The sequence below is a fragment of the Paraburkholderia sp. RAU2J genome, assembly GCF_003634845.1.
GTDB lineage: Bacteria > Pseudomonadota > Gammaproteobacteria > Burkholderiales > Burkholderiaceae > Paraburkholderia > Paraburkholderia fynbosensis.
This window is the reverse complement of sequence record NZ_RBXG01000002.1, coordinates 1,244,414-1,257,673: the sequence shown is the minus strand read 5'-3', so window position 1 is coordinate 1,257,673 and position 13,260 is coordinate 1,244,414. Positions and strand designations below refer to the sequence as shown.

Genomic DNA, 13,260 nt, shown 5'->3' with positions numbered 1-13,260 from the left:
ACACTTTGATATCACCCGGCCGTCGCGTCCTTTGTGCGCATCGAAGCAACGGCCATTCCCCGGAAGCCATGGTCCCCATTCTCGATTACCTGCTGGAACGCCAGATCTCGCCACAGTGGCGCGGCATGCTGACCGCGCTCGCCTCCGAGTTCGAAACGCAGATCGGCCGCGACGAACTGCGGCAACTGATGCACCGCGTCGGCAGCCGGTTCGCGGCGGCGCATCCGCTGCCCGCCTGCGGATCGACGGCCGAGCTTGCGCACGCGTTGAATTTCTACTGGCAGGAGATGGATTGGGGCTATGTCGAACTGGCCGACGAAGCCGAGTCACTGCGCATCGTTCACTACTGTGCACCGCTGCAGGCATTCGGCGACGCCGCGCTGACATGGACCCCGGCGTTCCTCGAAGGCGTCTATCAGACGTGGTTGAGCGCGCTGGGCGCGCAAGGTCTGTCGGTCGCGCAAACGAGTGCGTACGGCGAGGACAGCGCGATCGAGTTTCGTCTGGGCCGTCATCCTGCATGAACGGCGTGAACGATGCGGCTCGCGGATCGAGCGAGCGCGACGGGTGCGACGGGTGCGCGTGTCAGGCACGCGCCGTGCCGCCCGCGGCCGGCGCGCCGGGCGAAGCAGCGCAACGACTCCGGGCACAAGACAGGGAAGCAACTCAGTCAAGCAGACGCGCCTGACCGGGGCGCGTGCAGTGCAGTGGCAGCGGCAAGAAGGGTTTAGCGCCGCAAGCAAGCAAGGATGGGGGGCAAGACAAGTCATGAACAAGACGGCGGCATTATGAGTTCATCGAGCGACATCGAAAAACTGTTCGATCATTTTGGCGGCGACGCCAACGCGTACCAGGAAATCGGCCGCGAAAACGAAGCACGTTCGGCGCGCACGCGTTGGCCGCTTCTGGTGACGCTGGATCTGACGCAACCGACGATTCCGGCGATCGGGCAAGCTCGGGAGGCGAGGCCGCAGGCGCCGCCGAGCGCCGCGGCGACGGCCGTCGATCGTCAGGACGCGACGCCCAAGGACGTCGCCGCGGTGACGCGCGCGAAGGCGCCGTTGTTCACGCGCTCGCATCGACGGGATATTCCGCCGGTGGTGGTGGCGGCCGCGCAGCCGGCTGCGCCGAGCGGCGCATCGCGGTTCGGCGCGCTTGAAGCGGAAGATGAAGGCACGGCGCGGGATGCGTCTGCTGGCGGAAGGCTTGGTGAGGCACAGCATGCAGCTTCGGCGTCGTCTGCGCCCGCTGCCGCCGCGACTGCGGCTTCACCTGTCGCTACGCCGGCCGGGCTTGCATCGCTCGCGGCCGTGTCGCACACCGCGCTGGCCACGCCGGTTGGCGGCGGGTCGCCCGCGTTCCTGTTGCGCACGCCTGCTACGCAAACGCCTTCTGCCGCGTCGACGTGGGCGCAAGCGCCGGCACCTGCATTCGCTCCCATGCAGCAATTCGCAACAGCACCTGCACCGGCATTCGCAGGCACTTACGCACCGGCAACCCCGGCCGCCCAACCCACCCCGCCCGCATCCATCCTCGGCAAACTCTTCGCCGCGCCCCGGCAACCCGCGCCGCCGCAAGCCGCCGCGCCCGCCAATGAATCCGCGCCGCTGCAATCGGTCTTCGACCGTCTGCGCGGCGCACCCGCTCCCACTCCCGCCATGCCGGCCGGCGCATCGCGCGCCGCCGCGCCCGGCGTCGCCAATTCATGGCTGGTCAACGGCCCGCGTCGCTCATGAAAGTCATTGCGGTGGTGTCCGCCAAGGGCGGGGTCGGCAAGACCACCCTCGCCGCCAATCTCGCTTCCGTGCTGGCCACCAGTGGCCGGCGCGTGATCGCCCTCGACCTCGACCCGCAGAACGCCCTGCGCCTGCACTTCGGCGTGCCGCTCGACAGCATCGACGGTCTGTCGCGCGCGACGCTCACCGGCGACCCGTGGCAAACCGTGATGTTCGACGGCGTCGACGGCGTGACCGTGCTGCCCTACGGTGCGGTGCTCGAAGACGACCGCCGCCGTTTCGAAGCGTATATCGACCAGGAACCGCGCTGGCTCGCGCAGTCGCTGCAGAATCTGCGGCTCGACGCGTCGGACATCGTCATCATCGACACGCCGCCGGGTTCCTCCGCTTACGTGCGCGCCGCGTTGTGCGCGGCCACCTTCGCGCTGAACGTGGTACTCGCCGACGCCGCCTCGTACGCGGCGATTCCGCAAATGGAGCGGCTGATCGCGACCTACGCGGCGCCGCGCGCCGAGTTCGGCGGTGACGGCTACGTGATCAACCAGATCGACCAGTCGCGCCAGTTGACCAAGGACGTGCTCAAGGTGCTGCGCCAGATGCTCGGCGCGAAGGTCTTTCCGGGCGTGATCCATCTGGACGAAGGCGTGAGCGAAGCGCTCGCGTGCGACACCACGCTGATCCACTACGATCCGCTCAGCCAGGCCGCCGCGGATTTCCGCGCGTGCGGCACATGGCTGATGGCGGCGCTCGACGCGATCGCCGTCTCGCCGAGGAACGTCGCATGAGCACGCAGGAATCGCCGGAATCACAGCAGGCGCCGGGCGGCGAAGGCGCCGAGCCGTCGCGCTTCGAGCGTTTCGTCGACGCCGGCTTCTGGAACAGCCGCATCGTCACCGTGTTCGTCACGGCGTTCGCGCTCGGCATGCTGTACTTCGTGTTCACGGTGCCGCTCGAGTTCTACCAGCAACTCGCGTTCGCGACCTGCTGCTTCCTCGTCGCGCTGCTGTTCCGCCGCCTGCAAGGCCGTTACGCGACGATGGTGATGATCATGCTGTCCGTGGTCACGTCGGGCCGCTACATGTACTGGCGGCTCACCGCGACCACCTACTGGGAGCATCCGCTCGATGCCGCGTGGGGCATGCTGCTGGTGTCCGCGGAAGTCTATTCGACCATCGTGCTGCTGCTCGGCTACTTCCAGACCGCCTGGCCGCTCAAGCGCACGCCGCTGCCGCTGCCCACCTCGCGCGGCGAGTGGCCGAGCGTCGACGTGCTCATTCCGACCTACAACGAGCCGCTGTCGGTGGTGAAGCCGACCATCTACGCCGCGCTCGCACTCGACTATCCGCCCGAGAAAATCTCGATCCACGTACTCGACGACGGCCGCCGTCCCGAGTTCAAGGCGTTCTGCGAGGAAGTCGGCGTCAACTGGACGATCCGCACGCACAACCGCCACGCGAAAGCCGGCAACATCAACGAAGCGCTAAAGATCACGAGCGGCGAGTACATCGCGATCTTCGACTGCGATCACATTCCGACCCGCTCGTTCCTGCAGGTCGGCCTCGGCTGGTTCCTGCGCGACAAGCTGCTGTCGATGTTGCAAACGCCGCACCACTTCTTCAACGCCGACCCGTTCGAGCGCAATCTCGGCACCTTCCGCAAGGTGCCGAACGAAGGCGAGCTGTTTTACGGGCTCGTGCAGGACGGCAACGACTTGTGGAACGCGACCTTCTTCTGCGGCTCGTGCGCCCTCCTGCGCCGGACCATGGTCGAAGAGATCGGCGGCATCGCCGTCGAGACCGTGACTGAAGACGCGCATACCGCGCTCAAGCTGCACCGCCTCGGCTACACCACCGCGTATCTGGCGGTTCCGCAAGCCGCGGGGCTCGCCACCGAAAGCCTGTCCGGCCACATCGGCCAGCGCATTCGCTGGGCGCGCGGCATGACGCAGATCTTCCGGATCGACAATCCGCTGACCGGCAAGGGCCTGAAGTTAGGCCAGCGGCTGTGCTATCTGAACGCGATGATGCACTTCTTCTACGGCATCCCGCGTCTCGTGTTCCTCACCGCGCCGCTGTCGTATCTGTTCTTCGGCGCGCACGTGATCGAAGCCGCCGCCAGCACGATCGCGATCTACGCGCTGCCGCACATGATGCACGCGAGCATCACCAACTCGCGCATGCAGCGCTCGTTTCGCCATTCGTTCTGGGCCGAAGTGTATGAATCGGTGCTGGCGTCGTACATCACCGCGCCGACGCTGCTCGCGCTGATCAACCCGAAGCTCGGCAAGTTCAACGTGACGGCCAAGGGCGGCCAGATCGAGAAGAACTATTTCGACTGGGCGATCTCGCGGCCGTATCTGTTCCTGCTGTTGCTGAACCTGATCGGCTTCTGCGTGGGCCTCGCGCACATCTATCTGAACTGGCACGTGCGCAGCGTGGTCGAGACCACCGTCCTGAATCTGGCGTGGACCACCTACAACATGCTGATTCTCGGCGCGAGCGTGGCCGCCGCGAGCGAGCGGCGCCAGATTCGCGCGGTGCACCGCGTGGCGATGAAGATGCCGGTGATGCTCAAGTTCTCGACCGGCCGCACGCTCGCCTGCGAAACCATCGACTACTCGGAAGGCGGCGTCGGCGTGGCGCTGCCGGCCGCGATCCAGGTGCCGATGCACGAGCGCGTTACGGTGTCGCTGTTTCGCGGCGACGAGGAATACGCGTTTCCCGCGAGCGTCGGCTTCACCGCGCCGGGGCGCGTGGGCCTGCGTTTCTCGGCGCTGACGCGCGAGCAGGAGTATGAGTTCGTCAAGACCACTTTCGCGCGCGCGGACGCGTGGACCGGCTGGGCCGAAGGCCGTCAGCAGGACACGCCGCTGCGCGGTCTGTCGCACGTGCTGAGGGTCGGCGCGCGCGGCATCGGCGGGCTGTTCGAACATCTTTATGCCGACCTTCGCAGTTCGATGAAAAGCCGTCCGGTGGACGTCAAGAAGCTAAAAACCAAAGATTGATCAATGGGCAACAGGATGGCGAAGGACAAGATCGAACGCTCGAAACACGAGCGCGGCAGGACCGGATTACACACGTTGGCAACGCGCCGCGTCGGACGCTCCGGCTCGCGACGGCTGATGCGCGGCCTCGCCTGCTGCCTCGCGTTGCAGACCGCGCTGGCCGCGCCGCTGGCGTCGGCGGCTGAAGTGGTCGCGGCGACTGGCGCAAGCGCCGCGCCGGCCACCGGCCAGGCCGCCGCGCGTGCCGCCACCGGCGTCGGCAGCGTGCCCGCCCCCAGCCCTGCCGTGCTCTTCGACCCGAACGCGATCCAGCAGCCGCAACTCGCCACGCCGACGCCCGCGCTCACCGCGGCCACGGTGAAGGCGTTGGGCGCCAGGACGCCGACCACCGCCGAACCCGGCACGCTAGTGCCGGGCGGCCGCCGCCAAACGCTGACCTTCGCCGACCTCGGCGCGCTCGACCCGCTGCAACTGCGTGGCACCGACGGCCAGAACGGCGTGGCGTTTTCCGTACGTGGCGACGAAGTGGTGACCGGCGCGGTGCTGCATCTGATCTACAGCTACTCGCCCGCGCTGCTCGCCAACCTTTCGCAGCTGAAGGTGCTGGTGAACGGCGAAGTCGCCGCCACGCTGCCCGTGCCGAAAGAACAGGCGGGCATGCTGGTCGCGCGCGACGTGTCGATCGATCCGCGCTTCATCACCGAATTCAACCACCTGAACGTGCAGTTGATCGGCCATTACACGACGAGCTGCGAAGACCCGGCGAATTCATCTCTGTGGGCCACGGTCAGCAATGCGAGCTCGCTCGACCTGACCTATGCGTCGCTCGCCAGCGCACCGGATCTGGCCGCGCTGCCGGCGCCGTTCTTCGACCGGCGCGACGTGCGCCGCCTCGAACTGCCGTTCGTGTTTGCGCAAAAGCCGGGCGCGGGCACGCTCGAAGCGGGCGGCATCGTCGCGTCGTGGTTCGGCGCGCTGGCCGGCTATCGCGGCGCGGTATTTCCCGCGCAACTGGACAATGCGCCGCTGTCGGGCAACGCCGTGGTATTCGCCACCGACGACCAGCGCCCCGCCGGCGTGACGCTGCCGGCGATCTCCGGCCCGACCATCGCGGTGGTGGATCGCGCGGCGCCCGCGCGCGGCAAGCTGCTGCTCGTGATGGGCCGCACCGAAGCCGAACTGAAGACCGCCGCGAAGTCGCTCGGCATCGGCCAGAACACGCTCTCCGGCCAGAGCGCGACGATCACGCAGCTGACCGAACTCACGCCGCGCGCGCCCTATGACGCGCCGAACTGGCTCGCGACCAACCGCCCGGTGCGTTTCGGCGAACTCGCCAATCCGCGCGACCTGACCGTGCCCGGCTACGACGCCGACGCCGTCCACATCAACATGCGCGTGCCGCCCGATCTGTTCATGTGGCACACACGCGGCGCGCCGCTGGACTTGCGCTACCGCTACACCGTGCGGCCGGCGCGCGACCGCTCGTCGCTGAACGTGAGCGTGAACAACGGCTTCGTGCAGGCGCTGCCTATTCCGGCCGAGTCCGCGTCGGTGTTCGAGTTGAGCCATTACTTCGGCCGCATCATGCCCGAGCGCACCGCCGAAGCGCGCCGCACCGTGCGCATTCCGCCGTTGCTGCTGACGCCGCGCGCACAACTGCGTCTGCATTTCTACTACGACATTCCGAACACCGGCGAATGTCATGGCCGCCTGCTCGACAACGTGGTCGGCGCGATCGATCCGAACTCGACCATCGACCTGTCGTCGTTCCCGCATTACATGGCGCTGCCCGATCTGGCCGCGTTCGCCAATAGCGGCTTCCCGTTCACGCGCATGGCGGACCTCTCCGAGACCGCCGTGATCCTGCCGAACGACGCCGGTTCGAGCGACTACAGCCTGTATCTGCTGACCATGGGCCGCATGGGTGAATCGACCGGCTACCCGGTGACGGGCGTGACGGTCGGCACAGCCGACGACGCTGACAAATATGCGAGCAAGGACCTGCTGATTTTCGGTGCGCCGGGCAAGCAGCCGCTGTTGCAGCGCTGGGCCAGGTCGATGCCGTTCTCGAGCGACGGCAACGCAAACACCTTCCGCCTCTCCGACATCGCCTTCTGGCTGCAGGACTGGTGGCATGGCGAACGCGGCGTCGAGCGCACACCGGCGCGCGCCGACCTGACGCTCGTGAGTTCGAACGGCGCCGCCTTGCTGACCGGCTTCGAGTCGCCGTTGCAGAAAAGCCGCAGCGCCGTCGCGCTGGTGAGCGCGGCCGGACAGTCTGACGCCGACCTCTCGAGCGCGCTGCTCGATGCCGACGTGCTGCCGAAGATTCAAGGCGCGATGGCCGTGATCCACGGCCGCGACGTCACCATCACGTCGAATGGCGATGCGTACTACGTCGGCCATCTGTCGCCGCAGGAGTATCTGCGCTGGGCGCTGTCCTCGCATCCGCTGCTGTTGATGCTGGGCGGCGTGCTTGCGGCGCTGATCATCGCAGGCCTCTTCTACCGGACGCTGCGCTCGATCGCCGCGCGCCGCCTGAAGGACTGACAGGACTGATATGCGGGTTCTTCGAATCAACCAGACAATGACCGTTGCGCTGACGCTCGCATTGGCGGCGTCGGCGAGTTTCGGCGGCATCGTGAAAGTCGCGCAGAGCAACGCCGCGCCGGGCGCATGCGGCGAATGGAGCGGCTATCGCACGTTCGTCGAACGCTTCGTACAGGCCGACGGCCGCGTGATCGACTTCTCGACGCCGGCTGAGCAGACCACCTCGGAAGGCCAGTCGTACGGGCTCTTCTTCGCGCTGGTCGCGAACGACCGAGCAACCTTCGACCGGCTGCTCGCCTGGACTCGCAGCAACCTCGCGGGCAATCAGTTCGACGTGCACAATTTGCGCCTGCCCGCCTGGCAATGGGGCAAGAAACCGGACGGCTCATACGGCGTGCTCGATCCGAATTCGGCGTCCGACTCTGACCTGTGGATCGCCTACGATCTGCTGCAAGCCGGCCGCCTGTGGGGCGACGCGAGCTACACGCAACTTGGCGAGGCGCTCGCCGCGCAGATCGCGCGTGAAGAGATCACCACGCTGCCGGGCGTCGGGCCGATGCTGCTGCCCGGACCGCAAGGCTTCAAAACCGCCGGCGTGACGCGTCTGAATCCGAGCTATCTGCCGTTGCCGGTGCTGCGCGGACTCGCGCACGCGTTGCCGGACGGTCCGTGGAGCAAGCTCGCGGACAGCGCCTACAAGTTCGTCAAGACCACCGCGCCGCAAGGTTTCGCACCCGACTGGGCGGCCTGGCAAAACGGCCAGTTCGTGGTCGATCCGAAGAACGGCGACGTCGGCAGCTACGACGCGATCCGCGTCTACCTGTGGGCCGGGCTGGCCGCGCCCGCCGATCCGCTCGCGAAGCCCTGGCTCGCGGCGCTCGGCGGCATGCGCGCGGAGGTCGCGCAAAACGGCTTCCCGCCGGAGAAAGTGTCGTCGACCACCGGCGCGGCCAGCGGCGAAGGCCCGCTCAGCTACTGGGGCGCGCTCGCACCGTACTTCAAGTCGCTCGGCGACGAGCACGGCCTCGGCCTCGCGCGCACGCATCTGGCCGCGCTCGACGTCGCCGTGCCGGGCCGCGAGCCGGTTTATTACGATCGTGTGCTGGGCCTGTTCGGCACGGGTTTCATCGACGGCCGTTACCGCTTCGACGCAAGCGGCCGCCTCGTGCCAAGCTGGAGAAACGCATGCGATTGAGCGCCCTCGCATTGTCATTGCGCTTCGCGCTGAGCATCACCGCGGTCTGCTGTGTGGCGACGGCCGCACCCGATGCATTGGCGCAGGCATCGAAAGATCCCTTGAGCGTGCTGATCGATCAGGGCAAGTACTGGCAGTCGCATCAACGCGGCGACCTCGCCGAGCAGGCGTGGCTGAAGGTCCTGCGTATCGATCCGAAGCAGCCCGACGCGCTGTTCGGCATGGGCATGGTGCTCGCCGACCGCAAGGACGGCGCCGGGGCGCAGCAATATCTCGCGCGCCTGAAGGCGGCCGCCCCGAACTATCCGAGTCTCGATGAACTGGGGCGGCGTCTGGGCGAGTCGAGCCCGCGCGACCAGACCGTCAACGACGCGCGGCGGCTCGCGCAAAGCGGTCAGAGCGCGAGCGCGGTGCAGGAATATCAACGCGCGCTGCAGGGCAAACCGGCGACGCCGCAATTGCAGCTCGAGTACTACCAGGCGCTGTCGGCCACGCCGCAAGGCTGGGATCAGGCGCGCCGCGGGCTCGAACAGCTCGCGCGCGACAACCCCGACGATCCGCGTTACGCGCTCGCCTACGCGCAGCATCTGACCTATCGCGACGTGACGCGCCGCGACGGTATCGCGCGGCTGCAAAAACTCTCGGGTGACGCCACGGTTGGCGCGGCGGCGAAAAAGAGCTGGCGTCAAGCGCTCTTGTGGCTCGATGCGCGGCCCTCCGACGCCGCGCTGTATCAGGCCTATCTGCAAACCGCGAGCGACGACGCTGCCGTCAAGGCGCGCTTCGATTCGATGGTGCAGCAGGACAGCACGGCGCGCGCGCGCTCGCAGGAAAACGCCGCCGTCGATGCGCGCGGCCGCGTGATCGCCGACGGCTTCGCCGCGCTCGAGCGCAACGACATCGCCACTGCGCGCGCGAAGTTTTCTTCGGTGCTCGCGAGCAGTCCGAACGATACCGATGCGCTCGGCGGCATGGGCATCGCCGCGTTGAAGCAGGAACACTTCGCCGAAGCGCGCAACTATCTGGAGCGCGCCTCGCGCGGCGGCAATCCGGCGCGCTGGAAAACCGCACTCGACAGCGCGACCTACTGGACCTACACCAGCGACGCGATCGGCGCGCGCAGCAACGGCGAGTTCGCGAAGGCGAAGGCGCTGTTCGAGCGGGCGATCGCGCTGAATCCGTCCGACGTCACCGCGCAGGTGCTGCTCGGCGAAATGCTGCTCGCGAACCATGACGCGGCCGGCGCGGAGCAGGCGTACCGGATGGCGCTGCGCCGCCAGGCCGACAACCCCGACGCGATTCGCGGGCTGGTTGGCGCACTCGCCGCGCAAGGGCGCGGCGACGAGGCGTTGCAGTTCGCCAATCGGCTGAACACCGAACAGCAATCGAAGGCAGGCGGCATCAACCGTCTGCGCGGCGAGGCGCAGGCCGCCCAGGCGCGCGCCGCCGAAGCGCGCGGCGATCTCGGCAGCGCGCGCAGCCTGTTCGAAGACGCGCTGCTGAACACGCCCGACGATCCCTGGCTGCGCCTCGACCTCGCGCGCATCTACGTGCGCCAGGGCGCGGTCGCGAACGCGCGCAGCATGATGGACGGCCTCCTCGCCGCCCATCCCGACATGACCGACGCGTTGTATGCGAGTGCGCTGCTGTCGGCGGAAACCCAGGACTGGAGCGCGGGTCTCGCGCAGCTCGACCGCATTGCGCTCGCGCAACGCACCGACGCGATGACCACCTTGCAGCACCGCCTGTGGGTGCATCAGCAGGCCGACATCGCGACGCGGCTCGCGCGCAACGGCCAGACCCAGCAGGCGCTCGCCACGCTGCGCGCCGCCGAGCCGGTGGCCGGCACCAGCCCCGAGCTGATCGGCGTGATCGCCGGCGCCTACCAGCAGGCGGGCGACCCGAACCGCGCGCTCGGCCTCGTGCGCGGCGCGATGAACGCGGCGCCCGGCAATACCGATCTGCTGCTGCAGTACGCGGGCATTCTGTCCGCGACAGGACAGGAAGCGGAACTCGGCATGGTGATGCGCCGGCTCGCGTCGATGCAGTTGACGCCGCAGCAGCGCACGGACTTCGGCAACCTGAATCTTGGCATCGTCATCAAGCAGGCCGATGCGGTACGTCAGCGCGGCGATCTCGCGAGCGCCTACGACGTGATCGCGCCGTGGCTCGCGGCGATGCCCGACAATCCGGATCTGCAGGCCGCGCTCGGCCGCCTCTATTCGAGCGCTGGCGACGATCGCAACGCGCTCGCGAGCTACCGCGTCGCACTGCAGCGCCGCCCCGACGACCTGAGCCTGCTGCAGGCGACGATCCCCGCTGCGGTCGGCGCAAAGCAGAATAGCTACGCCGAATCGCTCGCGAATCAGGCGCTCACCCTGGCGCCCAACGATCCCGCCGTGCTGGCGACGGTCGGCCGCATGTATCGCGCGCAAGGCAAGCTGTCGCTCGCGTCAACCTACTTGCAGCGCTCCCTCGTCGCGGCCAACACGCCGATGGGCACCGCCGCGCGCAACAATCCGGCGAGCAACGTGCCGCGCGGGTGGGAAACCGCGATGCGCCAGATCGGCGCGACGCCGCTGCCGGGTGTCAATCCGTTCGAAGGTAAAACGGTCGCGCCGAGCACCGCCGACAACACCGCGCCCGCCGGTGGCAGCTTCAATGCCGCACGCGCAACCAATCCGTATTCGCAGTCCTCCTTGCCGACGCAGACCGTGCCGAACTATCCGCCGCCCACGCAGCCCGCGCCTTATGCCGCGCCCTATACGGCGCCCGCCCAGCCTTATGCGCCGAATGGCGCGCCCGCCGCGCGGCCGTACGACGCGCCGCGCTCGGGCGCGGACGCGGGCGGCTATGGACAGGAGACCTACGGGTCGAGCCAGTCCGGCGCGCCATTGCAGCCTTATCCGGGGCAAGGGCAAGCGCAAACGCAATTGCCGCCGATGCAGCAGCCATACAACCCGGGTTATTCGCAGCAGGCGCCCTATCAGCCGCAGGCGCCGCAGCAGCCGCAATACGGCGCGCCGGATGGCTATGCCGCTACGCCATGGCCCATGTCACCGGCCTCGCGCCAGGCGCAGGACAATGCCGGGTCAGCACAACAACGGCCGTATGCCGCATCAACCGCGACCACGAGGCGCTCGACCAGCAAGAAGCAAAACACGTCGAAGACCGAGCGCAGCGCCCCCGCTTATGCGCAGCAGCAGCCCTATGCGCAGCAGCAGCCCTATGCGCAGCAGCAGCCCTATGCGCAGCAGCAGCCGTATGCACAGCAGCAGCCGTATTACGGCCAGCAGGCTTATCCGCAGCAACAGCAAGGCTACGCGCAGCAGCCTTATCAACCGTATCCGCCGCAGCAACAGGCGTATCCGAATCAGGGCTACTACGCGCAACAGCAGCCGTACATTCCGCAGCCGCCGACCGGCTACGCACAGCAGTACTACCCGCAGCAAGCGGGCGGCAATGGCGGCAACTACGCGGGCGCGAACGTCGCCAACACGCAGACGCTCGGCGTCGCCGAAGAACTGGCGCAGGTCAATCGCGAGCAGGCAAGCACGGTGTCGGGCGGCATCGTGTTCCGCAACCGCGCCGGCGAGGACGGCCTGTCCACGTTGAACGACATCGAAGCGCCGATCCAGGGGCGCATCAAGGCGGGCAACGGCCATGTCGTCGTGACCGCGACGCCCGTCACGCTCGATGCCGGCACCGCGTCCAACAACGTGTCGACGCTCGCGCGCTTCGGCGCGGGCCTCTCCGACAGCGCGTCGAATTCGGCGGCGAAGGCCGGCAACAACGTGTACGGCAACCAGACGGCAAGCGGCGTGGGCCTGTCGGTCGGCTACGAGGGCCGCAGCGTCAGCGGCGATATCGGCGTGACGCCGCTCGGTTTCCGCGAGACGAACATCGTGGGCGGTGCGCGGTACAACGGCGGCATCACCGACAAGGTCTCCTATTCGCTCGCCGTCGCGCGGCGCGCCGTCACCGACAGTCTGCTGTCGTATGCCGGCGCGCACGACGCGGGTTCCGGACTCGAATGGGGTGGTGTCACCTCGACCGGCGGCCTCGGCAGCCTCGCCTGGGACGACGGCACGAGCGGCCTGTACGTGAACGCTTCGTATCAGTACTACGGCGGCCACAACGTCGCGAGCAACAACTCGGTCAAGGGCGGCGGCGGGGTCTACACGCGCCTGCTGAAAGACGCCGACCAGACGTTGACGGTCGGCGTGAACACCACGCTGATGCGCTACAACAGGAACCTCTCGTACTTCACGTATGGCCAAGGCGGTTATTTCAGCCCGCAACAGTACGTGATCCTGAATTTGCCGGTGGAATGGACCGGACGCAATGGCCAGTTCACCTATGACCTCAAGGGGTCGATCGGCGTGCAGCACTATCGGCAGGACCCGTCGAATTACTTCCCGTTGAACGACGCCTCCCGCCGGCAGGGCGCGGCGGCGGACAATGCGGCGTCGATCGGCAGCGGCGTGGATAGCGGCGCGGTGTATCCCGGCCAGAGCAAGACGGGCGTGTCGTACTCGCTCAGCGCGGTCGGTGAATATCAGCTGGCGCCGCAGTTGGCGTTCGGCGCGACCGCGTCGCTCGGCAATGCGTATGAGTATCGCGAGTTCCTCGCCGCCGTCTATGTGCGCTACAGCTTCAGCAAGCAGACGGGCTTGCAGCCGTTCCCGCCGACGCCGCTCAGTTCGCCGTATCTGTCGTTGTCGAATTGAGGGGGGCGCGGGCAGTGACTTGCCGGGTGGCGGTGATCGTTGCAA

7 protein-coding genes are annotated in these 13,260 nt (G+C 67.7%); all 7 read left to right on the top strand.

What is annotated here, in order from left to right; all coding sequences use genetic code 11:
* The first annotated feature begins 68 nt into the window (after positions 1-68).
* A complete protein-coding gene (gene bcsD, locus B0G69_RS23120; RefSeq protein WP_121321354.1) occupies positions 69-524 on the top strand; it encodes a cellulose biosynthesis protein BcsD in 456 nt (151 codons plus the stop codon).
* A 264-nt stretch (positions 525-788) separates the two neighbouring features.
* Positions 789-1,736: a cellulose biosynthesis protein BcsP gene (gene bcsP, locus B0G69_RS23115; protein ID WP_121321352.1), complete on the top strand. Its 948-nt coding sequence runs from the start codon at positions 789-791 to the stop codon at positions 1,734-1,736.
* On the top strand, positions 1,733-2,521 hold the full coding sequence (bcsQ, locus tag B0G69_RS23110; RefSeq protein WP_121321350.1) for a cellulose biosynthesis protein BcsQ: 789 nt from the start codon (positions 1,733-1,735) through the stop codon (positions 2,519-2,521). The genes bcsP and bcsQ overlap by 4 nt, the downstream gene beginning before the upstream one ends.
* A complete protein-coding gene (gene bcsA / locus B0G69_RS23105; RefSeq protein WP_121321348.1) occupies positions 2,518-4,740 on the top strand; it encodes a UDP-forming cellulose synthase catalytic subunit in 2,223 nt (740 codons plus the stop codon). Before bcsQ ends, bcsA begins: the two co-directional genes overlap by 4 nt.
* 3 nt (positions 4,741-4,743) lie before the next feature.
* Complete coding sequence (bcsB, locus tag B0G69_RS23100) at positions 4,744-7,290, top strand: cellulose biosynthesis cyclic di-GMP-binding regulatory protein BcsB (protein ID WP_121321346.1); 2,547 nt, start codon at positions 4,744-4,746, stop codon at positions 7,288-7,290.
* 10 nt (positions 7,291-7,300) lie between these two features.
* Positions 7,301-8,485: a cellulose synthase complex periplasmic endoglucanase BcsZ gene (gene bcsZ, locus B0G69_RS23095; protein ID WP_121321344.1), complete on the top strand. Its 1,185-nt coding sequence runs from the start codon at positions 7,301-7,303 to the stop codon at positions 8,483-8,485.
* A complete protein-coding gene (locus B0G69_RS23090) occupies positions 8,476-13,215 on the top strand; it encodes a cellulose synthase subunit BcsC-related outer membrane protein (protein WP_121321342.1) in 4,740 nt (1,579 codons plus the stop codon). Before bcsZ ends, B0G69_RS23090 begins: the two co-directional genes overlap by 10 nt.
* Positions 13,216-13,260 lie beyond the last annotated feature (45 nt).